The sequence below is a fragment of the Streptomyces sp. NPDC052682 genome (genome assembly GCF_040678435.1).
GTDB lineage: Bacteria > Actinomycetota > Actinomycetes > Streptomycetales > Streptomycetaceae > Streptomyces.
This window is the reverse complement of record NZ_JBFATS010000031.1, coordinates 1-25,692: the sequence shown is the minus strand read 5'-3', so window position 1 is coordinate 25,692 and position 25,692 is coordinate 1. Positions and strand designations below refer to the sequence as shown.

Annotated in this window: 18 protein-coding genes and 1 pseudogene; 8 read left to right on the top strand and 11 right to left on the bottom strand. The window is 74.0% G+C overall.

Going from position 1 to position 25,692, the window contains the following annotated elements; all coding sequences use genetic code 11:
• Window positions 1-76 precede the first annotated feature (76 nt).
• The 3 genes from AB0K80_RS32270 to AB0K80_RS32260 form a co-directional block, all read right to left on the bottom strand.
• On the bottom strand, window positions 77-1,660 hold the full coding sequence (locus AB0K80_RS32270; RefSeq protein ID WP_365675828.1) for a hypothetical protein: 1,584 nt from the start codon (window positions 1,658-1,660) through the stop codon (window positions 77-79).
• Window positions 1,661-1,791: 131 nt separating this feature from the next.
• Window positions 1,792-3,255 carry an L-fucose/L-arabinose isomerase family protein gene (locus AB0K80_RS32265; protein WP_365675827.1) on the bottom strand — a complete coding sequence of 488 codons (1,464 nt, stop codon included), beginning with the start codon at window positions 3,253-3,255 and terminating at the stop codon, window positions 1,792-1,794.
• 34 nt (window positions 3,256-3,289) lie between these two features.
• Window positions 3,290-4,564: an MFS transporter gene (locus AB0K80_RS32260; protein ID WP_365675825.1), complete on the bottom strand. Its 1,275-nt coding sequence runs from the start codon at window positions 4,562-4,564 to the stop codon at window positions 3,290-3,292.
• Window positions 4,565-4,761: 197 nt separating this feature from the next.
• Here AB0K80_RS32260 and AB0K80_RS32255 point away from each other — a divergent pair, with 197 nt between their 5' ends.
• Together AB0K80_RS32255 and AB0K80_RS32250 are read left to right on the top strand one after the other, a co-directional pair.
• Window positions 4,762-8,784, top strand: coding sequence for a glycosyl hydrolase (locus tag AB0K80_RS32255; protein ID WP_365675823.1), 4,023 nt, complete (start codon window positions 4,762-4,764; stop codon window positions 8,782-8,784).
• Window positions 8,785-8,851: 67 nt separating this feature from the next.
• Window positions 8,852-9,680: pseudogene (locus AB0K80_RS32250) on the top strand (IS5 family transposase).
• 15 nt (window positions 9,681-9,695) lie between these two features.
• Here the strand turns inward: AB0K80_RS32250 and AB0K80_RS32245 are convergent.
• From AB0K80_RS32245 to AB0K80_RS32235, 3 genes are all read right to left on the bottom strand, one after another.
• Window positions 9,696-10,715, bottom strand: coding sequence for a LacI family DNA-binding transcriptional regulator (locus AB0K80_RS32245; RefSeq protein ID WP_365675821.1), 1,020 nt, complete (start codon window positions 10,713-10,715; stop codon window positions 9,696-9,698).
• A gap of 238 nt (window positions 10,716-10,953) precedes the next feature.
• Window positions 10,954-12,348 carry a Tat pathway signal sequence domain protein gene (locus tag AB0K80_RS32240; protein WP_365675820.1) on the bottom strand — a complete coding sequence of 465 codons (1,395 nt, stop codon included), beginning with the start codon at window positions 12,346-12,348 and terminating at the stop codon, window positions 10,954-10,956.
• Between the two features lie 240 nt (window positions 12,349-12,588).
• The gene (locus AB0K80_RS32235) at window positions 12,589-12,879 is read right to left on the bottom strand and encodes a zinc-ribbon domain-containing protein (RefSeq protein ID WP_365675818.1); all 291 of its coding nucleotides are present in this window, start codon (window positions 12,877-12,879) and stop codon (window positions 12,589-12,591) included.
• 216 nt (window positions 12,880-13,095) lie between these two features.
• Here AB0K80_RS32235 and AB0K80_RS32230 point away from each other — a divergent pair, with 216 nt between their 5' ends.
• A complete protein-coding gene (locus AB0K80_RS32230) occupies window positions 13,096-13,626 on the top strand; it encodes a hypothetical protein (protein WP_365675816.1) in 531 nt (176 codons plus the stop codon).
• Window positions 13,627-13,773: 147 nt separating this feature from the next.
• Here AB0K80_RS32230 and AB0K80_RS32225 read toward each other — a convergent pair whose 3' ends face one another.
• A complete protein-coding gene (locus AB0K80_RS32225) occupies window positions 13,774-14,337 on the bottom strand; it encodes a snapalysin family zinc-dependent metalloprotease (RefSeq protein WP_365675814.1) in 564 nt (187 codons plus the stop codon).
• Window positions 14,338-15,717: 1,380 nt separating this feature from the next.
• Between AB0K80_RS32225 and AB0K80_RS32220 the strand changes: the two genes are divergently transcribed.
• Both AB0K80_RS32220 and AB0K80_RS32215 read left to right on the top strand, forming a co-directional pair.
• Entirely contained in the window at window positions 15,718-16,893 is a 1,176-nt protein-coding gene (locus AB0K80_RS32220; protein WP_365675812.1) for a GNAT family N-acetyltransferase, read from the top strand.
• Window positions 16,894-17,076: 183 nt separating this feature from the next.
• On the top strand, window positions 17,077-18,405 hold the full coding sequence (locus AB0K80_RS32215) for a lipase family protein (RefSeq protein ID WP_365675810.1): 1,329 nt from the start codon (window positions 17,077-17,079) through the stop codon (window positions 18,403-18,405).
• Between the two features lie 55 nt (window positions 18,406-18,460).
• Here the strand turns inward: AB0K80_RS32215 and pgm are convergent, their stop codons facing one another.
• From pgm to AB0K80_RS32195, 4 genes are all read right to left on the bottom strand, one after another.
• Window positions 18,461-20,101: a phosphoglucomutase (alpha-D-glucose-1,6-bisphosphate-dependent) gene (gene pgm, locus AB0K80_RS32210; protein WP_365675809.1), complete on the bottom strand. Its 1,641-nt coding sequence runs from the start codon at window positions 20,099-20,101 to the stop codon at window positions 18,461-18,463.
• Window positions 20,102-21,004: 903 nt separating this feature from the next.
• Window positions 21,005-21,433, bottom strand: coding sequence for a hypothetical protein (locus tag AB0K80_RS32205; protein ID WP_365675807.1), 429 nt, complete (start codon window positions 21,431-21,433; stop codon window positions 21,005-21,007).
• A gap of 222 nt (window positions 21,434-21,655) precedes the next feature.
• Window positions 21,656-21,922, bottom strand: a complete 267-nt coding sequence (locus tag AB0K80_RS32200; RefSeq protein ID WP_365675806.1) for a hypothetical protein — start codon at window positions 21,920-21,922, stop codon at window positions 21,656-21,658.
• Between the two features lie 115 nt (window positions 21,923-22,037).
• Window positions 22,038-22,211 (bottom strand): CsbD family protein, encoded by a 174-nt coding sequence (locus AB0K80_RS32195; protein WP_365675804.1) that lies wholly within the window; start codon window positions 22,209-22,211, stop codon window positions 22,038-22,040.
• Between the two features lie 104 nt (window positions 22,212-22,315).
• On the opposite strand from AB0K80_RS32195, the gene AB0K80_RS32190 reads away from it, so the two are divergent.
• The 3 genes from AB0K80_RS32190 to AB0K80_RS32180 all read left to right on the top strand — a co-directional run bounded on the left by AB0K80_RS32190 (window position 22,316) and on the right by AB0K80_RS32180 (window position 25,624).
• The gene (locus AB0K80_RS32190) at window positions 22,316-22,627 is read left to right on the top strand and encodes a hypothetical protein (RefSeq protein ID WP_365675803.1); all 312 of its coding nucleotides are present in this window, start codon (window positions 22,316-22,318) and stop codon (window positions 22,625-22,627) included.
• 290 nt (window positions 22,628-22,917) lie between these two features.
• A complete protein-coding gene (locus AB0K80_RS32185) occupies window positions 22,918-23,367 on the top strand; it encodes a hypothetical protein (protein WP_365675801.1) in 450 nt (149 codons plus the stop codon).
• A 310-nt stretch (window positions 23,368-23,677) separates the two neighbouring features.
• Entirely contained in the window at window positions 23,678-25,624 is a 1,947-nt protein-coding gene (locus AB0K80_RS32180; RefSeq protein ID WP_365675799.1) for a protein-arginine deiminase domain-containing protein, read from the top strand.
• Window positions 25,625-25,692 lie beyond the last annotated feature (68 nt).

The following is a 25,692-nucleotide window of genomic DNA, read 5'->3' as shown; positions in this document are numbered from 1 at the left end:
TTGATCTCCTTTGTGACGGCATTGTCGAACATGGCACTGACAACGCGGCCGTGCCGGCCGCCGGTGGGACGGCCGGTCAGGACGTTCCGCCCGGACTCTCGGCCGGGGAAAGGGCCGCGGCCGTCTCCTCGAGGAGAGCCGGGTAGTCGTCCCCGTAGGTGACCACCGCCGCGAAGACCGCGTCCAGCGCCGCCCGGAGCGGGTCGGCGACGGCGGCCGCGAGCACCGCGGGAAGGGCCATGTGCGGCTGGGACAGGCGCAGCGGCGGGCGGGGTCCGCCGCCGACGGCGAGGCGTGCCGTGCCGCCAGGCGCACAGTCGGTGAGCGGGCCCGTCGACGGCAGGCAGGCGGCCGCGGGGCCCACCACGTGCGACGGTCCGGCGGCTGCCGGGTCCTTCGGACCGTCGGCTGCGGGGCCCACCAGCTCCGGCGGACCGTCGGCTGCCGGGCCCACCAAGTCCGGCGGACCGGCCGCATCACGGCCCACCAGATCCAGCGGACCGGCCGCACCAGAGCCCACCAGATTCGACGAATCAGCCGCACCCGGGCCCACCGGATCCGACGAATCAGCCGCACCCGGGCCCACCGGATCCGACAAACCAGCCGCACCAGAGCCCACCAGATCCCACGAACCAGCCGCCCCAGAGCCCACCAGGTCCGACGAACCGGCCGCAGGCTCGAGCGTGGTGCCGGCCGGGGTGGGCGGCCGGAAGGGCGGTCGCTCGGGAGGGACGGCCGCGCAGACGGTCCGGTCGGGCACGCGCGGGTCGGAGTTCAGGACCTGCCACATGCGGTCCCCGTCGTCGAAGGGCGGCGGCAGCGGACGGTCCTCGGCGAGGGCCGCGAGCGCGCCGGCGACCCAGTCGAGACCGGCCAGGCCGGCCGCCTCGCAGGCGCGGCGGGCCGCCAGCACGGCCACCCGCCGCTGGACGGCGGGTCCGGCGGCGTCGATGGCGTGCACCAGGGCCGGGTCGAAGGGCAGCAGCCCGTGTACGTTGCCGCCGGCTTCGCGCAGGGCCCGGCTGGGCAGCTCCCCGCCCCAGTACCAGCGGTCGTAGGCGAGCCGGCGTTCCTCCTCGGCCCGTTCCCGGGCCAGCCGGGCCCGGCGTTCGGCCTCCGCGCGTTCGGCCGGAGTGGGGGCCGGCGGCTGCTCGCGGGCGTAGGCGTGCCAGTAGGCCGCGATCGCCGACGTCTGCTTCAGGACGCGGTCCGGCGCGGGCGGGGCGGGCCAGAACTGGAGGAGGTAGCGGTCGGCCTGGGGCCGGTCGAGCCGGGTGTCCATCCGGTGTCCCGCGTCCATGCCGCGGGCGCAGTAGCGCACCCGGTAGTCGGTCTGTTCCAGGCCGAGGTCCCAGGAGGCCTCGCCCGCCCACTCCATGAGCGTGCTGCTGTCCGACACCGGGCGGAAGGACACCTCGACCACGTCCTCCCACGTCTCGTCCAAGGGCGGTGCCTGGTCGTGCACTTCGACGGTGAACCCGACGCTGCCCGTGTGCAGCCCGGTGTGCAGCCACAGGGCACCCGGTACGGCGGCGCCGCACAGTCCGGCGCTCTGCCCGGCGAACGCCTCATCGAGTGCCGGGCCGTACGCGTCGGGATCGCTCTCGACGTAGATCTGGCCGTAGTGCACGTGCACTTCGCCGTCGACTGGTCGGCGCACCGTGTCATCCCCCTCGCGTCGCGGAACAGGTCGTGACCGGGAGCCTAGGGACGACCACTGACACACCGCGGGGCGGGCCGGCCGCGGGACCTCACCGGCCGGGGGCGGCCGTCGGACGCGAGGGGCCCGTTTCACACCGTCCGGCAGCCGATGCCGAGCAGGCTCGCCGCGGCCCTGAAGTCGGCCGTGTGGTGGCCGAGGGCGAGGGACCAGTGGTGGCCGACGCCGGTGGCGCTCCAGGCGTCGACCCACTCGCCGGGGTCGCGGCCGAAGTCGACCCGGCTGGTGGTGTTGCCGATCTCCAGCAGCGGGCCGGGGACGACGGTGCCCTCGCAGGTGACGAACGACAGGGTGCCGTCGGCGTCCTGGCCGAGGCCGAGCAGGGTGACGGGGCCGGGCCGGACGTCGCACTCCACGCTGACGCCCCAGCCGCGTTTGCCGTGGTAGACGCCGAGACCGCGCAGCAGGGGGTCGTGGGAGCCGACCGCGAGGTGCCCGGGCCCGTCGTGGCCCATCTCCACCACGCCGTCCTCGAAGTCCAGGGCCTGGATCTCGGTGAAGGAGCCTCCGCCGCCGACGCAGTGGGTGGCCAACTGGGCGACGCTGGTGCGCAGTTCGAACTCCCCGGCGGCGGGCACGCCCCGGGCGGTGAGCAGGGAGGCACCGAGGATCATGCCGGCGCCGAGCCGCTCGTGCAGTTCGCCGTCGAGGCCGCGGTGGTAGTACGCGAGGGTGTCGAGCCCGAAGTCCGCCACGAGCCGGTCGAGGGCGACCGACACGGTCGCGCCCCACGCGAAGTCCTCCTCCGCGACGCTGTCGTGCAGGGTGAACACCCGCCGGGCGAGCGCCATGCGCTCCCGGGTCTCCGCCTCGGACACCTGCTCCACCCGGTGCCGCAGGTCGTCGAACTCCAGCACCTCCACGTGGGAGCCGAACGTGGCCGGCAGCAGTGTCAGATCGGTCGACACGTCCAGCATGCCCGGGTACAGGTGCCCCATCAGGCCGTGCCGGGCGTGCCGCAGCGCGGCGCGGACGTGGGCGGCGCGGATCCACTGCTCGATGCGCCGCCAGGCCGGCTCCTGGCGCAGCCACCCGGAGACGGACCGGAAGGGGATGCCGGCGCGGCGGAAGACGTTGCCGACCTCGGGCACCGGGCACTGTCCGCAGTACGCCAGCCAGGCGCCGGTGTCGAAGCGGGCGTGGTCCATCCGCTCCGACGGCTGGAGGTCGATGACCAGCACGGGCGTGTGCGTGCGCTGCGCTATGGGCAGCACCATCGACGAGGTCAGGTAGGTGGTGAGGAACAGCACGATCAGGTCGCAGTCGGCCTGCCGCAGTGTCTCGGCGGCCTGGGCTCCTTCCCGGTCGTCGGAGATGAATCCGACGTCGGTGACGTCGGCGTCCATCTGCCGCAGGCGCCCGGCGACGTACGCGGCCGACTCGCGCAGCTGCGGCAGCAGTCCGGGGAACTGCGGCCAGTACGTGCCGAGTCCGCCGGCGACCAGGCCGATGCGGGTGCGGCGCCGGGTGACCGGCGGGAGCAGTTCGTGCAGGGCGGCGGTGGTCACGGCGGTGCCGTCCGCGGTCGTGGCCATGGCTGGTGCTCCTCGGGGCTGAGGGGAGGCGGGTTCAGGTGCCGGCGACGCGCAGCTCGGTCCGGTCGGGCACCGCGCGGGGAGCGCGTGGGACCAGGACACGGACGATGAAGGCGCCGGCGCACGCGGCCAGCACCATGCAGACGGTGATGGACCACAGCAGGACCGCCGCGCTGTACTCGGCCAGGGCGGGGGTGAAGAACGCGGCGACGGCGAAGATCCCGCGCGACAGGGCGTAGGTGAGCCCCTGGGTGGTGGCGCGGGTGTCGGCGGGCAGGGTGAGCTGCGACCAGACCTTGTAGTTGGCCTCGCCCGCGAAGGGGTTGGACAGCTGGTAGAGGACGAAGAAGACCAGCATCCCGGCGAGGGCCCCGGCCGTCAGGGAGGCGATGACGAACGCGAGGACCTGCACGGCCGCGGCCGTGTGGAACAGCCGGTCGCGCCAGGGGCTGTCGGCGACGCGGACGAAGGCGAGGGTCAGCAGCAGCCCGATCGGGACGAAGGCCAGGTTGATCCCGGTGGCCAGGCTCTGTGAGGCGTCGCTGACGGTGACCAGCAGGTAGGTGCCGAACTGGCCGAAGGTGTTGGCGCCGAGGCCCCAGGTGACGTAGAAGACGAAGGTCGCGGCCATCGGCAGCAGGGCGGCCCGGGTGCACAGGGCACGCAGCGGGACACCGCGCGGGGCGCCGGCCTCCTGGGACGCCGGGGGTTCCTGGGCGGCCGGAGGGGGCTCGGTCAGGTGCAGCCGGGAGCGCAGCAGCCAGGTGACGACGGCCGCCAGGGCGAGCTGGCCGGTGATGATCCGCGCGCCGGTCATGCCGGTGGTGGACAGCACGAAGCCGAGGAAGACGGCGACGGTGATGCCCAGCATCCACATGACCTGGGTGAACGCCACGAGCCGGCCCCTCGCCCAGGCGGGGGCGGCGTCCGAGACGACGGCCAGGGACGTCGGCAGGTCGGCGCCGGCGGCCAGGCCGGCGACGAGGACACCGGCCAGCAGCACGAGGTCGTTCGGCGCGAGCGTGATGACGAGCGCGCCGAGCGCGAAGCAGAAGATGTCCCAGTTGTAGACGCGGCGGCGGCCGAACAGGTCGGCGATCCGGCCGCCGACGAGGGACCCGACGGCGATGCAGACGGTGACGATCGCGCTGATCGCGCCGGCCATCCACACGCCCATGTCGTAACTGTCCCGGTAGATGGCGAGGTTGACCGAGATGCTGACGATCAGTCCGGCGTCGAGGTACGAGGCCATGCCCGACAGGGCCGCGGCCTTCCATAAGTGCGCCGGGAGGGAACGGGTACGGGCCATGATGCGACTCCGTCGTCGGGTGACATGGCGGCTGCGGGGCCGGGTCGCAGTGAATATAGGGGGCGGAAAACGTTCCAACAAGGTGGCGTGCGGGCATCGGCGCAGCGCCTCGATCCCGCCGCACCCCTGGTGCGCGCTGCCCGGCGTCTCTACGGTGTCAGCGGTCGGAAAACGTTTCAGGGAAAGGGGTCGCACTCGTGCTCTGCCCCGCGCTGCGCCGGCTCTTCGACGACCCGCCCCGGGACTTCGGCCCCACTCCCCTGTGGTGGTGGTCGGGTGCGAAGGTCACCCGCGAGCGTCTGGAATGGCAGATGCGCAGGTTCGTGGACGGCGGGGTGCACAACCTGGTGGTGATCAACCTGGCGCCGGCCGGCCCGGCGTTCGGCGCCCGGGGCGACGATCCGGCGTGGTTCGGCGAGGAGTGGTGGGAGCGCTTCACCGACGCCTGCCGGATCGCGGCCCGGCTCGGGATGCGCCTGTGGTTCTACGACCAGATCGGCTTCTCCGGCGCCAACGTCCAGGGCGCGGTCACCCGGAGGCATCCCGAGGCGGCCGGGCGCGCGCTGCGCACCCGCACCGCGACCGTCTCCCGGGGCGCGCTCGCCCTGCACGACTCGGAGACGCTGCTCGGCGTGTACGACACCGACGGCCGGCGGCTGTCCGCGCTCGTGGAGGGCGGTTGTCCGACCGTGCGGGTCGCCGCCGCCGACGGCACCGGGGTACGGCTGGTGACCGCCGTGCCGACGGCGTTCGACTACCTGCACCCCGACGCGGTGCGGCTGCTGATGGACGCCGTCCACCACGAGTTCGACCGCCGGGTGCCCGAGTACCTGGGGAACGTCGTCGCGGGCAGCTTCCAGGACGAGCTGCCGGGCACCAACTCCTTCAGCCGCCGTTTCGCCGGTCAGTTCCGTGCCCGGCGCGGCTACGACCTCCTCGACCACCTGCCCGACCTGTTCGGTGCGCATCCCACCGCCCGGGCCCGGAAGGTCCGCTCCGACTACTACGCAGTGCGCGCCGAGCTCGCCGAGGAGGCCCTGTTCCGGCCGCTGGCCGCCTGGCACCGGGAACGCGGCATGCTGCTGGGCTGCGACCAGGCCCACCCGGCGCGCGCGGGCCACCCGGTCCAGTCGACCCAGCTGTACACCGACTACTTCCGCACCCACCGCTGGTTCGGCGCCGCCGGCAGCGACCACCACGGCGACGCCAAGGTGCACTCCTCGATGGCGCACCTGTACGGCCACGAACGGGTGTGGATCGAGGCGTTCCACTCCTCCGGCTGGGGCGGCACCCTGGAGGACACCTACGACTGGCTGCTGCCGTTCCTGCGCAGCGGGGCCAACCTGTACAACCCGCACGCCAGTTACTTCGGTACGGCGGGCGGCTGGTTCGAGTGGGCGCCGCCCTCCACGGACTGGCGCCAGCCCTACTGGCAGCAGTACCCCGCCTTCTCCCAGGCCGTGGCCCGGATCTGCTCGGTGATGTCCTGGGGCAGCCACGCGGCCGACGTGGCGGTGCTGTACCCCACCGCCACCCTGCAGGCGCTGCTCCCGCTGGACGCGCCCGTGCGGCACTTCGGCGACGGCGGGCTCGGTGCGGCGCACGCCGACGCCGACGAGACCCAGCGCCACTACCTGGACCTGTGCGGCAGCAACAACTGGCTCAAGCCCCGGATCGGCGCCCTGGACCGGCACCGGATCTCCTTCGACATCGTCGACGACGACTCCCTCCAGCGCGCCACCGCCGCCGGCGGCGCGCTGCGGATCGGGGACCTGGCCTACCGGGTGGTGCTGCTGCCCTCGGCGAGCGTCCTGGAGGAGGGGACGGCGCGCCGGCTGACCGGCCTGCTCGACGCGGGCGGGCGGGTGGTGGTCGTGGGGCGTAGCCCCGAGGCCGCGGCCGGTACGGCGGGTGACGACTCGGTCGTCGCGTCCCTGCCGGCGCATCCCCGGCTGGAGCGGGTGGACGACGCCGAGGCCGCTGCGGCGGCGGTGGCCGGCGCGGCCGGGCACGCCACGGGCGAGGTGCCGCTGCTGGTGAGGAGGAGGGGCGGGGAGGCCGTCGCGCTGGTGACGGGGACCTTCCCCGACGCCGGTGTGCCCGAACCGCGCACCGGCTCCGCCGTGCCCCGCACCGAGTACGTCGTGGATCCGGCGCGCTACGCCCGCACCTCGACCGTCACCGTGCGCGCCCCGGTCGCCGAGGCCGAGGTGTGGAACCCGGCGACCGGCGCCCGCGGTCCCGTGCGGGTCACCGTCCTGCCGGACGGGGTTTCCACCCTTGAGGTGCCGTTGGACGGGGCGCCCGCCGTCCTCGTCGTCTGGCGCGAGGGGGCGCCGGCCGGGGCGCCGGCCGGGGCGGCGGCCGGGGCGGCGGCCGGGGCACCGGCCGGGTGGGCGCGGGTCCGTGACGTGTCGGCCGGCTGGCAGGGCCGGCTGGTCCCCACCCTGGACAACACCTGGGGTGATCTGGCGCTGCCCGCGGGCTCGTGTGTGGCCGAACCGCAGATCTGGGACATGCGGTGGACCGAGGGCGACTCGCCGAACGCGATCTGGGCACCGGCCCGTGCGACGTACGGCAACCGGGTCCGCATCCTGCCACCGGTGCCGCGTGCGCAGGCGCCCGAGCCGCTGGACGCCGGGGCCGTCGACCGGGTCGTGGCCGGCGAACTGCCCCTCGCGCCATCCCACTCGGGGTGGCAGGTGCAGTCGTACTCGGCGAGCCGTGGCATCCCGGATCCGGACGGGCTGCTCGGCAACAAGGGGCTCGTGCCGGAGGAGTTCGTCCGGGTGCCGGTCCCGGACGGCGGCCGCGTCGCCCGGGTCCGCGCCGTCGTGGAGTGCGCCCACCGGGGACCGGCCGACCTGCACGTCGGTGCGGAGGCGGACACCCGCGTGTGGTGGAACGGCCGGCTGCTGGAGACGAGCGGCGGGTACCTGGCCTCCGCCCGGGTGACGGTGGAGCGGGCCCGCAACGTGCTCGAGTACGAACTGTCCGGCGCGCAGGACCGGCCCGTGGCGATCTCGGCGAACCCCGGCACGCCGCTGGGCAGTTGCTTCTGCCTGGCACGGCCGGGGGACGGGTTCGCGCGGCGGCCGCGGTTCATGCGGCTGCCCGACGGTGTGCGGGCGGGCGGCCGGGTGACGTACCGCGGGCGGCTGCGGGTCCCGCGCGGCAGCGCCCGGGCGGTGCTCGTCGTGGGGTCCGCGACGGCGGTGACCGTGCGGCTGGGCGGTGCCGTCGTCGCGCGGCAGGAGAGGGCCGAGTACTACGAGGCCGACTGGGGCGCGGTGCCGATGTTCTTCCGTCACGAGCTGGACCTGGGGGCGGGTGAGCAGGTCCTGGAGGTCGTCGCCGACGGTGTCCGCTGCCGGGACGCGGTGTTCGTCGACCTCGTCGCCCGGTCCGGGCCGGCCGTGACCGCGCTGGTCAGCGGGCCCGGCTGGGAGGCCGCGGCGGGCCGGTGGCGGGGCCGGACCGTCGAGGACGAGGTCCGGCGGGGCGAGACGCAGCACTGCCATGCCGCCCTACGGCCGCATCCGCTGCCGGACACCGAGTGGCTCACGGGCCCGCCGGAGCTCGGCGCGGCCGTACTGCCCGTGCGGTGCACCGACGACGTGCGTGAGGCACCGCAGCGGTTCCGCTTCACCGTGCCCGCCGGGACGGTGGCGGTCGGCCTGCCGCTGGCGCTGCCCGCCCGGGCCCGGGTCGCAGACGGCGAGCCGCGGCCGGTGGTCGGCGAGGTCCTGACCCTCGATCAGCCGCTGGACGAGCCGGCGCAGGTCGAGGTCGTCACGGAGCCGACGGCCGTCCTGCGGGGCGGTTCGGCCTGGCGGGGCCCGGCCCGGGTGGGCACCGTGGCGGCGCCGCTGGCGCTGGGCGACTGGCAGACGCTCGGGCTGGGCAGCTGGAGCGGGGGTGTGGCCTACGCGCGGGTGCTGGAGGTGCCGCCGGGCCCGGATCCGGTGCTGGATCTGGGGCGGGTACGGGGCAGCGTCCGGGTGACGGTGGACGGCAGGTGCGTGGGTGAGGCGTTCTGCGCGCCGTACCGCTTCCCCCTGCCGGGGACCGCCGGGCGTACTGTCCGGGTCGAGGTGAGCGTGTACAACACGCTGGCGCCGTACCTGGCCGCGGCCACCCCGACCGCCTGGGCCTTCCCGTCCCAGCGGACGTCGGGTCTGCTGGGGCCGGTGACCCTGCGCACGCCCCGGTCCGGCTAGAGCGTGTCTCTTTGGTGGGCTCATCAGTTGATCGGATGTGCCTGTCCGATTAGTGATCACTGATGCGATGTGGGACCGGATCGAGCCGCTGATGCCGGCCGATCCAGTTCGCGGACGGCGGTGGGCCGACCACCGCCGTACGCTCGAAGCCATCGCGTGGAAGTACCGCACCAACTCGCCCTGGCGGGATCTGCCCGAGGAACTCGGCTCGTTCAAGACCGCTCACAAGCGGCTGATCAGGTGGGCCGTCGACGGCACGTGGGAGAAGATCCTTGCCGCCGTCCTCGCGCAAGCCGATGCCGTCGACGACATCGGCTGGACCGTGTCGGTCGACTCCACCGTCGTCCGGGCCCACCAACACCCCGCCGGAGCACTCAAAAAGGGGCCGAAGGCCGCAACGAGCCGGCCGACCACGCACTCGGACGCTCCCGCGGCGGGCTGAGCACCAAGATCCACCTGGCGGCAGACGGCCACGCCCGCCCCCTGGCTCTGGCCGTCACGGCAGGCCAGGCCGGTGACGCACCCGCCTTCGAGACGGTCATGGCCCGCATCCGGGTGCCGAAAACCGGACCTGGCCGGCCCCGGACCCGCCCCACCATGGTCTTGGCCGACCGCGCCTACTCATCCCGCGCGATCCGCGGTCACCTGCGCCGCCGACAGATCCGCGCGGTCATCCCGCAGCCGTCGGACCAGGTCGGCCATCGCCTGCGGCGCGGCCGCCAAGGTGGGCGCCCGCCCGGCTTCGACAGCGAGGCGTACAAGCAGCGCAACACCGTTGAGCGGTGCATCAACCGCCTCAAACAGTGGCGCGGCCTGGCCCACGAACCGACAAACTCGCCATCGCCTACCAGGCCGCACTCCACCTCGCCGCCATCCTCATCGGGGCACGACGCTGACCAAAGAGACAGAACCTAGCCGCCGGCCGGTGGGCGCGTGGAGTCGCGTACCACCAACTCCGGCGCGAACACCCGGGTCTCGTGGGCGTGTTCGGCGCGGGCCTCGATCTCGTCGAGGAGCATCTCGACGGCCGCCGGGCCGAGCTGCTCGACCGGTTGCCGGACCGTCGTCAGGCTCGTCGCCCCGAAGCTCGCGACGTCCAGGTCGCCGTAGCCGACCACCTGGACGTCCTCGGGGATGCGCACGCCCCGGTCGGCCAGTCCCCGGCACAGACCCGCCGCGAGGAAGTCGTTGGTGCAGAACACCCCGTCGGGCAGGTCGTCGAGCTGCTCGGCGATCTTCGTGCCGTACGCCACCGTCATCTCCTCGGCGACGACCTGGTCCAGCCGTGCCTCGCGCCGGGTGCGGACGGCCTGCCGGGCGCCCTGGTACCGGTCCGCGCACTGGCGTATGGCGCGCTCGCCGTTGACGACGAGGAGGGTGCGCGCCCCCCGGTCCAGCAGGTGCTGTGCGGCGATACGGCCGCCGGCGACGTCGTCGACCGAGACGGAGCAGCCGTCGCGGTCCGGCATCGCGCGGTCGGCCAGCACCAGCGGGATGCCGCGCTCGCGCAGCCGGGTCAGGCGACCGGGGTCGGCGCCGAGCGGCACGACCACGACGCCGACGGCCCGTTGCTGCACGAGCATGGTGAAGTAGCCCTGCTCCCGCTCCGGCGCGTCCCCGCTGTGGCACAGCACGAGGGAGTAGCCGTGGTCGTACGCCGCCTCGGCCGCGCCGCGTGCGATGCGCGAGTAGAACGAGTTGGCCACGTCGGGCAGCACCAGCCCGATCGAGGAGGAGTGCCCGGTGCGCAGTCCGGCGGCTCCGGGGTGGGGGACGTAGTCGAGGGCGGCGATCGCGTCGCGGACGCGGGCGGCGGTGCGGGCGTTGACGCGCTCGGGGCGGTTGAGGACGTTCGACACCGTGGACACCGAGACACCCGCCGCCGCGGCGACGTCCTGGATGCGGGCGGGGCGTGCCGCGATGGCGTCCACCCCCTCGCTGTGGCGGCCGTGCGCGCGGGCACGGCCGGGGTCCTCATGAGCGCGGCAAGTATAACGCGGCGCGTGTAAAACGATTTGCGCGTCGTGCCGGTTTGCAGTAGGTACCCCGTCCGGGAACCCCACCAGCCGACCGGCACGACGTGCCCGCGTGGGCACCCCTCGGGCACGTCGCGGCAGTGTGCGTGGCTGCCGCGGCGGGCCCGGCCGTGGCCAGAGCGCCGAGCGTCCCTCAGGCCCGCAGCGGGTTGCAGCGCGCCGCCGCCATCAGATACCAGGCGGTCGCCCCGGTGTGGCGGTACGGGTAGTAGCCGAAGCCGAAACCGGTGTCCAGCGGGCTGCTCGCCGAGACGACCCCGCTGCGTTCGGGCAGCGCCTTGCCGCCGACGGTCTGGCCGGAGCCGAGCAGGTCCTGCGCCCGCTCCAGGGAGGCGATCAGCCGCCGGGCGCGCGTCTCGTCACCACGGCCGTGGCGGTCCCGCAGGGCGAGGGCGAGGTGAGCGGTCCCCTCGAACCACACGGCGTTGCGGTCCGGCCTGGGCTGGCCCTCCGCGATCGGGGCGCCCTCGTTCGCCACGAGGCTCGCCGAGCTGAAGGTGACGCCCTCGTACGACTGTCCCGCGGGCACCGTGCTGTTCGGGCGGTCGGCATGGTCCACGACGGCCAGGTGCGCGGCGCACCAGTCGAGCGAGCCGGAATAGGCGCGGGTGCGGGAGGCGAGGGCCAGGTGGGTCCAGGTCTGGGTGTCCTCGGGGAGGGGCGACTTGTTGATGGTCACGCCGTCGTTGGTGCCGGTGTAGAAGAAGCCCCCGTCCGGTTCCCACATCCGCTGGACGAACGCTTCGGCCCGGGCGCGCCGCTCCCGCCACACCCGGTCGCCGGTGAGCCGGGCCAGCCGGCCGAACAGGCAGACCAGGTCGGTGTTGTGCTCGGTGGAGGTGAACGGCAGCTTCTCGTCGGCCCCGTTGACACCGAACTTGTAGCCGCCCAGGGGTTCGTCGGTGCGGCCGGTCCGCTCGATCCACTCGCCGATCCGCACGGCACCGGTGAGGAACCGGCGGGCCCGGGTCCGGTGGGCGAGGGCGCTCAGCGCGATGCCCGCCCAGGCCATGTCGCCCACGGCCGTGCCGGTGAAGCCGAACTGCGTCCCCACGTTGACGGTGCCGTCGGCCCGTACGAAGCCGTCGGGCTGCCGCGTGCCGTCGTAGAAGGTGTACGGACCGACGTTGTAGGCCTGCCTCAGCCTGCCGTCGTCGTACACCGGGTCGTGCAGCTGGGCGTAGAGCAGGGCGTCACCCAGCGCCACGGCCCTGGACAGGCCGACGGGGGTGCGCGCCGAGAGGTGGGCCAGGATCGCGAGGGCGTTGTCGTAGGTGAACGCGGTGCTGAACAGACCGGCCTGGTCGGTGTAGCTCTGGGCCAGGCGGACGGCGCCGTGCTCCGGGTAGGCGTCCATGGCGGCGGCGAGGAAGGCGTGGCCCCGGGACGGGGCCGAGGGCGCGGCGGCAGGCGCTGGGGCCGCCTGCGCCGTGCCGGAGCCGGCCGCGGTCAGCGCCGCGGCACCGATACCGAGGCCGGTGCCGAGAAGCGCGCGCCGGCTGAGCGCCGGACCTTGTCTGCCGGTCATGGGACTCCCTGGAGGTGGGTGCGGGACGCGGGAAGGGCGCGGACGACACCGCCCTGAGAGCGCTCTCAGGACGGCGCGCACATTCTGCTCGTGCCCGCCCGGGCGGGTCAACGGCTGTGTCGTACCGCGCTGTTGCCTGGGCCTCCCCGCCCCGGGCCCGCGCCCGGGGCGTCAGGACAGGACCCGCCCGGGCGAGCGCTCACCGCGGTGCTTCCGCGACGGACTCCCGCCCGTCACCGCTCAGGACTGGTACGGCTGCTGATACGGCTGACCGGCCGGCTGACCACCGTGGCCGCTCGCCGCCTGCGCCTGGAGCTGCTCCGCCTGCTCCTTGGTCACCTTCTGCTCCGCGCCGCAGAACGTGCACTGCGTAGCGAACTTGGTCGAGATCGGGAACAGCGGCACGAAGAACAGGGTGAACTTCGTGACGCGCTTCCTGAGCGTGTGCGCGGCGGGGTTGCCGCACCGGCCGCACACCAGCGTCAGTATCGCGAGCTGGTACAGGTACCCCTTGGTGCCAAAGATGATCATGTCGCTGTCCTTCCCGGAACACGGCCTGTCGACGAAAGGCCGGCGAGCGGCGCGGTGCCTTCACTGATCAAGTGTCCTGCACCGGGTCGCCTGCGGTCGTCCGCCCCCTCGGTCTGCGGGGCCGGGGTGGGGAGCGGCCGGTCGGGGCCGCCACAGCCGATGAGGATGGCGCGAGGGCGCTACACTGCTCCCCCACTCTGTCGGGAGGTCACCTGAGTGTTCCCCGCACGGGTACGTGCCGGTGTTCCGTCGGCTCTGGTGATGCTCGCCCTGTCCGGCTGCTCCTCCCCCTGGGGCTGCACCGACACGGCCGCGGAGCGCGGTGAGGCCGGTGCCAGGGTGCAGGTGGTGGACACGTACGGCAAGCCCCTGGGCGTCACCGCCGAGATCGTCGACTGGCGCCTCGAGCCCCACCCGCAGGTGCCCGACGAAGGCGACCAGGTCTCCTTCCGCTACCGCTTCGACGGCGCCGACACGACATCATCCGGCCCCGCGGTGGACGCCTGCGCGGTCGACAAGCAGCGCGTGGCGTTGGGATGCCGGACGCTGTATGCGGCCTGGGCGTTCGGGCCGAACGGTGACCCCACGGGCCACGACTGGCTCGCCGTCGAGCACCCCGAGCGGGTGGCCGGGGTGCTGGTGATCCCCAATGACCAGTCCTACCGCGGACGCAGCTGCGAGGTGGACATCAAGGACGGGGGCGGGATGCATCCTCCGGACCCGGCGGGCATCGGCGACCAGCTGTGACGGAGTCGGCCGGTGAAGCGGCCGGAGGCGGTCACCGCCGAGGGCCCCCGAGCGCGGACCGCGGGTCCCAGGGGGACACGAGGGCCGGACTCCGCCGGCCGGAGCCCGGCCCCTGGGGTCCGCGGCCCCGTCGTGCCGTGCCGCGGGTCAGTCCACGATCACCCGGTCAGGACGTACCGCCGGGGCCTGACCCGTGAGCGCCCCGCCGAAGTTCGCCTCGACTTCGGACCGCTCCGCCGCGTTCGGGTACGGGTTCCGGCACGCCACTCCCGCACTGGAGCCGGACATCAGGCTGGAGCAGGGACCGGGCTTGCGGTCCGGCAGGCCCAGGATGTGGCCGAGTTCGTGCGCCGAGATGCGTACCGTGTCGTAGCCCTGGTCGACGGCCTGCCGGCCGATGTAGACGGTTCCGCTGCCCAGGGCGGTGGGCAGGGCGCGGGGCCAGCCGTTGTCCGCCAGGACGCGGATGTTGGCGCGCTGCCCGGCCGCGGCCGGACGCAGCTCGACACTGTCGACGCTCTCGTTCCAGATCGCCGCGCCGCGGTCGACGGCGGCCTTGAACTCGGCGGCGCCGCCGGCGTCGTAGGTCACGACGCGCGGGGCCGGGGCGCGGACGGCGTCCCCGGAAGGGGCGGCCGCGGCCTGGCCGCCCGACAGGGGCAGGGCGAGCGCCAGGACGGCGGCGGCTCCGGTCAGCGTAGGGACGTGCATGGGCGACCTCCTCGTGGGGAAAGGCAGTCGTGCACATGACATTCGCGCGCTGCCTACCCGCCGCACGGGGACGCCAATCCGTCAATCCGGCCGCCGCACCCGGGGGTTCGCCGCAGTGACGCTGTGCGTGACCGTGACGTCGGCGGGGCGCGGCGGGGACCGTGACGGCGAGGACCTGGCGGTGGCGGATCGTGCCGTGTGGGCTTGACGGGCACGAGGCGGGGTGGGCCTACTGGAGGGCGCAGCCAGGGGCAAGGGGGGCGCGTTCGGGGCCGGGCCGGTGGTGGTGTCCGAGGGCCGGACGGCAGATCCGTACTGGTGCATCCGTACGGGTGGGTCCGACCTCCGCAGACACGCAGGGTCAGGGGTCCGATGGTGCGGCGTCGATGGGCAGCAGCGGTGGTCGCGCTGGCTTCCGTGCTGCTGCTGCACCTCTTCGTACCCGGGGCCGCCCAGGAGCGGAGCGCGCCGGCGCGCACGGCGGTCACGGCGAACTCCGAGGCGGGCGGCGGCGCGCAGCCGGGCGCGGGCGGCAACACCGAGCGCCGGACAGCCGGCGGCACACCGCCCCGTACCGACAGCAGCACCCGCCCCGAGACAGGCGGCAACACCCAGCCCTGCACAGCCGGCGGCACACGGCCGCAAACAGCCGGCGACGCACAGCCCAAGACAGACGGCAACACCCCGTCCCACAAAGCCAGCAGGACACCGCCCGAGGCAGGCGGCAGCACCAGCCCCGAGACAGGCAGTAACACTCAGCCCCACACAGCCGGCGGCACACCGCCCGAGGCAGGCGGCAGCACCAACCCCCGCGCAGACAGCAGCACCCAGGCCGATACAGCCGGCGGCACACCGCCGCAAACAGCCGGCGACGCACAGCCCAAGACAGACGGCAACACCCCGCCCCAGACAGCCAGCGGCACACCGCCCGAGCCAGGCGGCAGCACCAACCCCCGCACAGACAGCGGCAGCCAGCCCGATACAGCCAGCGGCCCCCGGAGCGAGCCGGGCGCCGGGGCGGGGGCCGAGGGGGCCGGGGAGTCGTGCCCGTGTGAGGAGGACGGCGCGGTCCGCGGCCTCGCGGCACGGTCGCCGAGGACCGGCAAGGCGGCGGGCTCCGGACAGCTTGCGGCCGGAGCCCTGGCGCGGCTTCCCCTGACGCGCCGCGACGGCTCGGCCCCGGTGTCCGCACCAGGGGCGGAGTGTTCCGAGGCGGCGGCCCGCCCCGTCCGGAACACCGCCGCACTCCAGGCGTTCCGCTGCTGAGCGACGGCAGTACTCACCAAGGCCTGCGCCGTGCGGCCTGGATACTGCCCGGTGCCCAGACGCGGTCATGAGCAGGCCTTCGTGTCCTTTGTTCCCACGACACGGGAGGCACAGTTGCCGAAAAAGCGCGTTTTGGTCGTCAGGCCGGAGGAACTGACCGTGAACGACCACAAGATGTGGCGCGAGATCCGCACGGAGTCCGGGGCACCGGCGAATCCTTTCCTCGACCCGGTGTTCACCACGGCCGTCGGGCAGGTCAGGCCCGGCGCGAGAGTGGCGGTGTTGCAGGAGGACGGCTCACCGGTCGGGTTCTTTCCGTACGAGGCCGGGCCGTTGGGGCAGGGCCGGGCCATCGGGCTCGGGGTGTCGGACAGCCAGGGGGCCGTCCTGCGTCCGGGCATCCGGCTCGACGCCCGGAGGCTGCTGAAGGCCTGCGGGCTGTCGTCCTGGGAGTTCGACAACCTGGAGGCCGGGCAGGACCCGTTCCTGCCGTACGCGGCGGACGCACTCGCCTCGCCGGTCGTCGACATCGGCGAGGGATTCGAACGTTACACACGGGCGCTGCGCGAGAAGTCGCCGACCTTCCTCAGACAGACCCTGGCCAAGGAACGCAGGCTGGCCCGGCAGGTGGGCGAGGTGCGCTTCGTGTACGACGCCCAGGACCCGGACGCGCTGCGGGCGTTGATGGCGTGGAAGTCGGCGCAGTACCGGCGCACGGGGCGGCGGGACCGGTTCGCGCAGCAGTGGATCACCCGGCTGGTGGGGCTGCTCGCGGCGGGCGACGAGCCCGAGTGCCGTGGGGTGCTGTCCGTGCTGTACGCCGGCGGCCGGCCGGTGGCCGCCCACTTCGGGCTGCGCTCGCGGACCGTGCTGTCCTGGTGGTTCCCCGCCTACGACCGGGCGTACGGCAAGTACTCCCCCGGGCTGGTGCTCCAGCTGCGCATGCTGGAGGCCGCCGCGGCCGACGGTGTCCGGACGGTCGACCTCGGCAGCGGGGCGGCCCGTTACAAGGAGTCGTTCAAGACGCGTGATGTGCGGGTCTACGAGGGGGCGGTGGTGTGTCCCGGACCGGGCGGGGCCGCCTACCTGCTGCGGCGGGAACCGGCGCGGGCCGCCCGCCGGTTCGTGCGCGACCGGCCCCGGCTGGCCGGTGTCGCCGCGCGGACGCTGGCGGGGGCGGGGCGCCTGCGGGAGCGGCGGCATGCACCGCAGGGTGGCGCGAGGGCGGTACGGAGCTTCACCAGCACCGATATCAACACCGATATCAACACCGATATTACTGAACCGTAACCTTCCGACTGCTACCGCGGGTAACAGCGGCGTCGGTACCGTCCTGACAGTTCGTCTAAGAACGGTACTGCGCCCCGGCCGGACGAGCCGGGGTCTCGTGTGCGCCCCGCCCTGTCCGGGCGGGGCGTCCCTCACCGAGCCGCAGAGGAAGGCCTCGCCTCCCCTCTCCCCAGGAGGTCCGCCATGCCCGCATCTCCCCGGCTGCTGGCCGCGGCCGTCGCCGTGGCCGCCTGTCTCGGCGCCCAGGCCGTCCCGGCCGCCGCCACCACCCCCGGCTCCGGCCCCGTGGTCTCCCGCGGGGTCACGATCCCGGCGTTCTACACCCCGCCCGCCACCCTGCCCGCCCAGAACGGCGCCCTGGTGCGCAGCGAACCGCTGCCCCTGGCCCTGACCCTGCCCGGCATCGACGGCCCGCTGCCGGGCCGGGCCACCCGCCTGATGTACCGCTCCACCGACTCCGCCGGCACGCCGGTGGCCGTCACCGGCGCCTACCTGGAACCCACGGCCGCCTGGGAGGGCGACGGCCCCCGGCCCCTGGTCGCCGTGGCACCCGGCACCCTGGGGCAGGGCGACCAGTGCGCCGCCTCCCTCGGATTGCAGCACCCACTGCTGTTCAACGGGCAGACGCTGTCCGTCGGTTACGAGACGCTGGCCGTCTACCGCCTGCTCGCCCGGGGCATCGCGGTGGTGATCACCGACTACGGTGGCCTGGGCACCACGGACCGGCTGCACACGTACGTCAACCGCGTCGACGAGGCCCACGCCGTCCTGGACGCCGTCCGAGCGGCCCGCTCGCTGAGCGGGGCCTCGGTCACCCGCACCTCACGCGTGGGACTGTTCGGCTACAGCCAGGGCGGCGGCGCCACGGCCGCCGCGGCCGAACTCCAGCCCTCCTACGCCCCCGACGTCGTCCTCGCCGGAACCTACTCCGGGGCGCCGCCCGCCGATCTCGCCGCCGTCACCGAGGCCATCGACGGCAGCGACCTGGCCGGGGCGCTGGGTTGGTCGGTGAACGGCTTCCTGCAGTCCGATCCGGCGCTGAGACCGATCGCGGAGAAGTACCTCAACGCGGCGGGCAAGGCCGCGCTGAAGGACCTGTCGACCATGTGCGTCGGCGACGCGCTCCTCGCCTACAACTCGGCGCGCAGCACCACCTGGACGACCGACGGGCGTTCCCTGGGCGACGTCGTCCGGGCCGAACCCGCGCTCCGCGCCTTCCTGGAGGAGCAGCGCATCGGGACGATGCGGCCCAGCGGGCCGGTCCGCGTGGCGACCGGCGTCAGCGACGACCTCGTGCCGCACGCCCAGTCCCGCCGGCTCGCGGTCTCCTGGTGCGCCAAGGGCGCGGACGTCACCTACAAGCCGGTCGTCCTGCCCGACGCGGGGCGGGCGCTGCTCAACCACGTCGCGCCCCTGCTCGCCGACCAGGGCAGCGCGATCTCCTGGCTCAGCGACCGCCTCGAGGGTGAGCCGGCCGGCTCGAACTGCGCCACCCTGCCCGCCCAGCCGTGAGGCCGGCGCGGCCCGGGCCCGCCGGGCCGCGCCGCGTCCCCGGACCGGGGCGGGGTCAGCCGCCGAGTGCCGCCAGCACCACGGACTTGGCCTCCTCCTGGACCTGCCGGAGGTGGTCGGGCCCCTGGAACGACTCGGCGTAGATCTTGTAGACGTCCTCGGTGCCCGAGGGGCGGGCCGCGAACCAGGCGTTGGCGGTGGTCACCTTGATGCCGCCGATGGGTGCGCCGTTGCCCGGCGCCTCGGTGAGGATCGCGGTGACCGCGTCCCCGGCCAGGGTGTCCGCGGTGACCTGGGCGGGAGAGAGCTTGGCGAGCAGGGCCTTCTCCTCCCGGGTCGCCGGGGCGTCGATGCGGGCGTACGCGGGCTCGCCGAAGCGGGCGGTCAGGGCCGCGTAGTGCTCCGACGGGGTCTTCCCGGTGACCGCCGTGATCTCGGAGGCCAGCAGCGCCAGGATGATGCCGTCCTTGTCGGTGGTCCACACCGAGCCGTCGCGGCGCAGGAAGGACGCGCCGGCCGACTCCTCCCCGCCGAACCCGATCGAGCCGCTGACCAGCCCGTCCACGAACCACTTGAACCCGACCGGCACCTCGACCAGCGCGCGGCCCAGGTCCGCGGCGACCCGGTCGATCATCGCGGACGACACCAGGGTCTTGCCGATGCCGGTGCCGGCGGGCCACTGCTCGCGGTGGGCGTACAGGTAGGAGATGGCGGCGGCGAGGTAGTGGTTGGGGTTCATCAGCCCAGCGTCGGGGGTGACGATGCCGTGCCGGTCGGCGTCGGCGTCGTTGCCGGTGGCGATCTGGAACCGCTCCCGCTGGTCGATGAGCGAGGCCATCGCGTACGGCGACGAGCAGTCCATACGGATCTTGCCGTCCCAGTCCAGCGTCATGAACCGCCAGGTGGGGTCGGTGAGCGGGTTGACGACGGTCAGGTCGAGGTGGTGCTGCTCGGCGATGCGCCCCCAGTAGGCGACGGAGGCACCGCCCAGCGGGTCGGCTCCGATCCGCACACCGGCCGCGCGGATCGCGTCCAGGTCCAGCACGCTCGGCAGGTCGGCCACGTAGGTGCCCAGGAAGTCGTAGCGGCCGGTGGTGGACGCGGCGAGGGCCTGCGCGTAGGGGACGCGCCGGACGTCCTTCAGGCCGCCGCGGATGATCTCGTTGGCCCGGTCCTGGATCCAGGAGGTCGCGTCGGAGGCGGCCGGACCGCCGCTCGGCGGGTTGTACTTGAACCCGCCGTCGGCGGGCGGGTTGTGGGACGGGGTGACGACGACACCGTCCGCGAGGCCGGAGGTGCGGCCGCGGTTGTGGGTGAGGATGGCGTGCGAGACCGCCGGGGTCGGGGTGTAGCCGTCCGCGCTGTCGATCAGCACGGTGACGTCGTTGGCCGCGAACACCTCCAGGGCGGTGACCTTCGCGGGCTCCGACAGCGCGTGGCTGTCGGCGCCCAGGAAGAGGGGCCCGTCGATGCCCTGCCGGGCGCGGTACTCACAGATGGCCTGGCTGGTGGCGGCGATGTGGTCGTCGTTGAACGCGCTCGCCAGGGACGACCCGCGATGCCCCGACGTCCCGAAGGCGACGCGCTGCCCCGGGTCCTCCGGGTCGGGGCGCAGCGCGTAGTACGCGGTGACCAGCCGGGCGACGTCGACGAGGTCTTCGGGACCGGCCGGCCTGCCCGCTCGCTCGTGCTGCATGTGCCCGCTCCTCCATAAGGGGTGATCCTTCGCTTGTGGTGACATCATTCCTCGCCGTGCCACCGGTACACGAGTGGGGGGCGGGCTGTCCGATGCCCCCGGTGCCCTGAAGCAAGCGGTCCACACGGAGGCGGGTGGCCTCCCACCGGCGCCGGCCGGAGCGTGACCGCCCGGAGTCGCACGGGCACGCGGCCGCTTCCCGAGCGCCGACCGGGCCGTGGCCACCACCCGGCAGACACGCGGGCATACGGCCGCTCCCCGAAAACCGACCCGGCCATCGCCACCACCCGGGCAGACGCGCGGGCACATGGCCGCTTTCCCGAGCGCCGACCGGCCCGTGGCCACCACGCGGCAGACGTGCAGGCACATGGCCGGTCCGGGGGCGACGGAGTTGCGGCTGCCCGCCGGAAGACGCGAGCGCGCGTGGCCAGGGCCCGACAGCGGACCGGGCTGAGGCTGCCCGTCCGCAGAGACGCCAGCGCCTGGCCGGTTTCCAGAGCGGCGAAGTCGTAGCTGTCGACCCAAAAAGACGCGGGCGCGTGGCCGGTTTCCGGGCCCCGCCCGGGCCGTGGCCGCCCGCTCGGAGACGCAGCGGCGAGTACGGCTCCTCCCCCGGGGGGGAGCGCGATGGCCCGGGCCGTGTCCTGGCGCTCGGCAGCCTCATGGCGCTGGTGACCCGCCCGGCAGACCACCGCTTCGGCCTCCTCCCCACCCTGCCGGAGTGCCGCCACCCGCCCGGGCGGGGCGCACAACCGCCAGGGCGGTGTCCGCCCCGCCGAGGGCGATGCTCCTCGACCGCTCCCCCGCCGGACTACGACGGCCTCCGGGCAACAGGGCGGCCGCCGAGGTGTGATGATCACGGGCCGTCGCGCCGGGGCTGCCGCGCCGCCTGTCCTCCGGGACTCAGATGCGGCCGCCGGTGAGGCGGGTCAGGGGGCCGTACGTCTGGCGCTCCGCGCGGCGCCCCACGGCGTAGGACGCGGCGGTCAGGGCGGTCAGGCCCGCGGCGGCGCCGGCGGCGACGAGCTTGCGGTGGGCGATGGCCGTCCAGGCCGTCTTCGCCGTGGCCGCGACCTGGCCCGAGGCGGTGATGACGGCCTGACGGCCGGCCTCGACGCCCTTGGCCGCGGTCTGCACGGCCCCGCTCGCCACCGCGACCGACCGCTCGGCGCCGGACTTGGCCGCTGACGAGGCGTCACCGGCCTTCGCCTCGGCGGTCCGGGCGGCTCGGGAGGCCGGGGCGGTGGCCTGCTCGGCGGTGCGGCGGGCCTTGGACTCGGCGTCCCGTACGGCGGTGGACTTCTGACTGTTGTTCTTCTTCTGTTCCGTCATGGGACATCGCGTTGCCGCGCACACCGGCGGCAAACCAGCCGGGTCCCGGTCGATCATCACTCGCCCGGAGCAGCATGCTCCGGCTGAGCCCGGGCACACGGGTCCGCACCGGGGGGACGTTCCTGCGCCGCTCCGGGCCGAGGGCGGGCCGTGGCCGGAACCCCGAGCCGACTGCGGCCCCCTCAGCGACCGGTGCCGCGAAGACCGCCCCCTCGCGACCGTTCAGGGCACATCGCCCCGCCAGTCGTACCGGCGCCCGTCCGCGGCCCGTGGCACGTAGACCGCTCTTCCCCCCGGCCCGTGACGGCCTATCTCGGTGGGCAGCGCGACGCCCTGCCCCACCTCGTCCTCGCGGCGGTCGGTGATGTCCAGCAGCAGGCCGTCCAGCGGACCGCCGACCAGCTCCGCGTACCGGCGCCCGTGACGCGGCCCCGGGTCGTCGTGGTCGGCACCGTAGACCCGGCCACGCATGAACTCCAGCTCATCCATACCCGCAGGGTCGCAGCCGCCACTGACAACGGGGTGCCCCCGGGCACGCGAGCGGGCCCCCGCCGGACACATCGCCGGCGGGGGCCCGCCCTGCTCGAAAATCGATCAGGTCGTGTCAGTGGCGGAACACGTCCTTCGTCTTCTCCTTGGCCTGCCGCGCGTCGCCCTTGGCCTGCTCGGCGCGACCCTCGGCCTCCAGCCGCTCGTTGCCCACGGCGCGGCCGGCCGCCTCCTTGGCCTTGCCCTTGATCTGCTCGCTCTTGGCCTTGCCCTTCTGCTCGCCAGCCACAGCTCTCACTCCAAGCCGATAGGGGACGTGATGTTGTCCCCTCCCGGGTGGCCGCCGGACCGCCCTTCAAACATGGCCCGGGCGATACGGGAAACCCGGTGGGCATGACCGCGCACGAGCAGCATCACAGGTCCTCCCCGGACGACGTGCGGGGCGTCGAGCGGCTGGTGCCGGTGTGGCTGGAGGAGACACAGCGCCACGACGCCGAAGCCGCCCGCGCGGCCCGTGAGGGCTGGCAGAGGGGATCGCTTTCGCCGGACTCCGCCCAGGATCTCGCCCACTGGGTCACGGCACGGGTCACGGACACCGGCTTCAACGAGGACGAGGGGCCGGACGTCCAGGGGCCCGCCCGGATCACCCCGGCGGACAAGGAGGCCGTCCACAGGTGGCTCGCCGGGCAGGGGCACCCCGTGTGATCCACCCGGCAGCCGGTGTGGCCCGGGCAGGTGGATATCCGGCCGAAGGGAACCGACCCGCCTCCGGGCGCGCGTCCGTGCCGGACCGGACCGCCGGTGGCGGGTGCGCAAGAGCCGCTGGTACTACCCGCTCCTGGGCCCGACCTTCCTCGGAGCGGCGCTCCTGCTCGCCCTGATCGGGGGTGTCGTCATGCCGTTCCTCACCCTGGCGCTGGCCACGGTGGCGTACCTCTTCTTCCGGTTCCGCCGGGCCTACCTGAGGAAGGCCCGGCGAGGCGCCCGTCGACCTGGTGGAGACGGCGGGCGGGATCTTCGGCCGGGCGGTGGGGCCCGACCAGCTGTGCGACGTGCTCGTGCAGGATCTCCGGGGCAGCCGGTTCCACCGCGCCCACGTGGTGGTCGGCGGGGTCGGCGCCGGCAAGACCGCGCTGCTGGTGCTGCTCACCGAGCGGCTCGCCCGGCAGGGCGCCGTCCCGGTGCCGCTGCGGCTGCGCGGCGTCCAGGGCGACCTGGACTTCCGGCAGCTGGCCTACGACCGCTTCCGCCGCGAGGTGCAGGGCACGTGCGGTCCGAGAGCTAGGCGGAGAAGGTTTGGCGGCGGCTGTGCCGGCAGGGACGTGTCGTGGTCCTCGCGGACGGGCTCGAGGACGCGCTGCCGGGTGACGACCTGGCGCAGGAGCGGGACACCGTCATCCGGCTGGCGATCCGCCGGGCATACGACGAGCGGCTGCCGCTGGTGATCGCCTGGCTGCGGGCTCCAACTGCCGTGACGACTGCGCCTTCGAACTGTGCCCGTACCCGCCCAAGGGCCTGGACAGCCACCGCGAGGAGCTGACCGAGGCCTTCTGCCGGGCGGCCTTTGGGAGCGGATGGGCCGCCGCGCGCAGAACGACCTGCGCATGAGATGACACCCGGGGCCGACTGACGCTCCGTCAAATACCCGTCTCCGTCTCGTACTACACAAGACGGAAATCCACGCCTCACAGCCAACCCACAGCTCTTGTGTCTCCTCTTCCTCTGGGAAACACCCCCCTCAGGAAGGGACACACTGTGCGTACGCGCAAACGGACCACCTCTGCCCTGCGCGTGGTGCTCGCGCTCACCGCGACGGGCTCCGTGCTGGCACCCGCGGCGCCCGCGTTCGCGACGGATCCGGCCGTCCGGGCCGATCTGCGGGCGGACGTCGACCGCGACGGGCGCGTCGACGTCACCGGCGACACCGACACGGCCGGCGAGGACACCTGGTCCGTCGGGCGGGGAGCGCTGTACCTGCCCAACATCGACGACGACTCCCGGCGCTGCCCGGTCACCGGCCCCGGCGGCAGACCGCTGTCCGACGCGAAACTGGCCGCCTGCAACGACGCCTCCGACACCAAGGTCAACGGCACCGCCGACGCCGCCGACCTCGCCCGGGTGCGGTCCGTGCCGCTGCCGGGCCTGGCGAACGACGCCAAGGGCAGCGTGCGGGTCACCACCGGGGCCGAGCACACCCGGGTCTTCGTCAAACGGTCCTCCGGCTGGACCCGGGTCACCGCGCGGACCCGGCTGTCCGCCGCCGAGTTGCGTGCCGGGGTGGAGTTCGGGGTCGAAGCCACCGACGTCATCCGGGACAGCGCCCGGTGGGACGGCCGGACGGTGATCCGGCTGTCTGTCACGTCCGGCGGTACCACCACCTCCGACGCGGTCACGCTGCGCGTCGCCCCGCTGCTCACCCACCACCCCGTGCAGAACGCCCGGCAGGTGATGGTCACCAAGGTGCGCGGCAGCGGCCCGTGGGAGCGCCTGCAGCAGAAGTTCGTCAAGGACCTCGCCCGGGAGGCCCGGCGGGCCGGTATCACCGAGCCGCTGGTGACCTTCGAGAAGTACGGCGACATCTGGGCGCAGGACTTCGTCGAGCCGGGCTACGTCAGCATGACCGGGTCCGGCGGGAAACGGCAGGTGATGCGGGTGCTGCTGCGCTCGGACCAGCCGGACCGGGAGGCGGGCCGCGAGCTGTTCGAGAAGGTCCGCGGCAAGGACGTCGGTGTCGTGCAGGTCAGCGACCGGTCCGCGCCGGACGACTGGTCGCTCAACTCGTTCGGGAACCTGGAGACCATCCCGCCCTACGCCCACGGCGGGCGCGCGTACCCGGCCGGGCGGATCATCATGGGCGAGCGCAAGGACAGCGGGGCACGTCCGTCGAAGGCGATGCGGACGCTGCTGCGCTCGCAGGGCCTGCAGGACCCGCTGCTGCTGGACACCTCCTGGCTGCACGTCGGGCACGTGGACGAGTTCGTGCAGTTCCTGCCCGCCGACACCCCGCGCGGCTGGCGCATCGGCGTCGCCGACCCCGAGGCCGGGCTGAAGCTGCTGCGGGACGCCCGGCGGGCCGGGCACGGCAGCACCCGTATGTTCTCCGTCCCGGGCCTGGCCGGTATGGCCGCGCCGAAGGAGACCGTCGCGCAGGCTCTCGCCTCCCGGCACCTGGTCGCCGACAACCAGATGGCCGCGCGGCGCATCGCAGCCAACCTGGAGATCCTCAAGCGCGCAACCGGCGTCAGCGACGACGAGATCGTGCGCGTGCCCGCGCTGTACACGCGCGGCACGGAGCAGGTGGCCCGGGCGGCGGACGGCACCCGGGTGCCGCGGCTGAGCCGCATGGGCGGCGGCCCGGCCCTGCTGGGGGCGATCGAGAAGTACGGGCAGCAGCGGCGGCTCGCCGGTGGTCAGCGGGCTCGCGGTGCGGTGGCCGCGCCGGCGGTGCAGACCAGCGCCTACGTGCCCGGCGCCGTCAACGGCATCCTGCTCGGCCGCGACCGCTACCTGGCGCCGCGCCAGTGGGGTCCGGTCATCGACGGCAAGGACATCTTCACCGAGGCGGTCACCGCTGCCTACCGGCGGGCCGGGATGAAGGTGTCGTACCTCGACGACTGGTACACCTACCACCTCGGCATGGGTGAGGTGCACTGCGGCACCAACACCCTGCGGGACGCCTCGGCCGCCTGGTGGACGAGCTGAGGCCGGATGCCGCCCCGGTCCCGCGCCGCGCGGCGCCGCGCGGCGCGGGGCCCCAGCCGTTCGCACGG

What these genes read in the sequence shown, in the direction of transcription:
- AB0K80_RS32265 (WP_365675827.1), bottom strand. Translation starts at nt 3,255, where the DNA reads ATGGCCACGACCGCGGACGGCACCGCCGTGACCACCGCCGCCCTGCAC.
- AB0K80_RS32235 (WP_365675818.1), bottom strand. Translation starts at nt 12,879, where the DNA reads ATGATCATCTTTGGCACCAAGGGGTACCTGTACCAGCTCGCGATACTG.
- AB0K80_RS32200 (WP_365675806.1), bottom strand. Translation starts at nt 21,922, where the DNA reads ATGGATGAGCTGGAGTTCATGCGTGGCCGGGTCTACGGTGCCGACCAC.
- AB0K80_RS32225 (WP_365675814.1), bottom strand. Translation starts at nt 14,337, where the DNA reads ATGCACGTCCCTACGCTGACCGGAGCCGCCGCCGTCCTGGCGCTCGCC.
- pgm (WP_365675809.1), bottom strand. Translation starts at nt 20,101, where the DNA reads ATGCAGCACGAGCGAGCGGGCAGGCCGGCCGGTCCCGAAGACCTCGTC.
- AB0K80_RS32215 (WP_365675810.1), top strand. Translation starts at nt 17,077, where the DNA reads ATGCCCGCATCTCCCCGGCTGCTGGCCGCGGCCGTCGCCGTGGCCGCC.
- AB0K80_RS32190 (WP_365675803.1), top strand. Translation starts at nt 22,316, where the DNA reads ATGACCGCGCACGAGCAGCATCACAGGTCCTCCCCGGACGACGTGCGG.
- AB0K80_RS32205 (WP_365675807.1), bottom strand. Translation starts at nt 21,433, where the DNA reads ATGACGGAACAGAAGAAGAACAACAGTCAGAAGTCCACCGCCGTACGG.
- AB0K80_RS32260 (WP_365675825.1), bottom strand. Translation starts at nt 4,564, where the DNA reads ATGGCCCGTACCCGTTCCCTCCCGGCGCACTTATGGAAGGCCGCGGCC.
- AB0K80_RS32240 (WP_365675820.1), bottom strand. Translation starts at nt 12,348, where the DNA reads ATGACCGGCAGACAAGGTCCGGCGCTCAGCCGGCGCGCGCTTCTCGGC.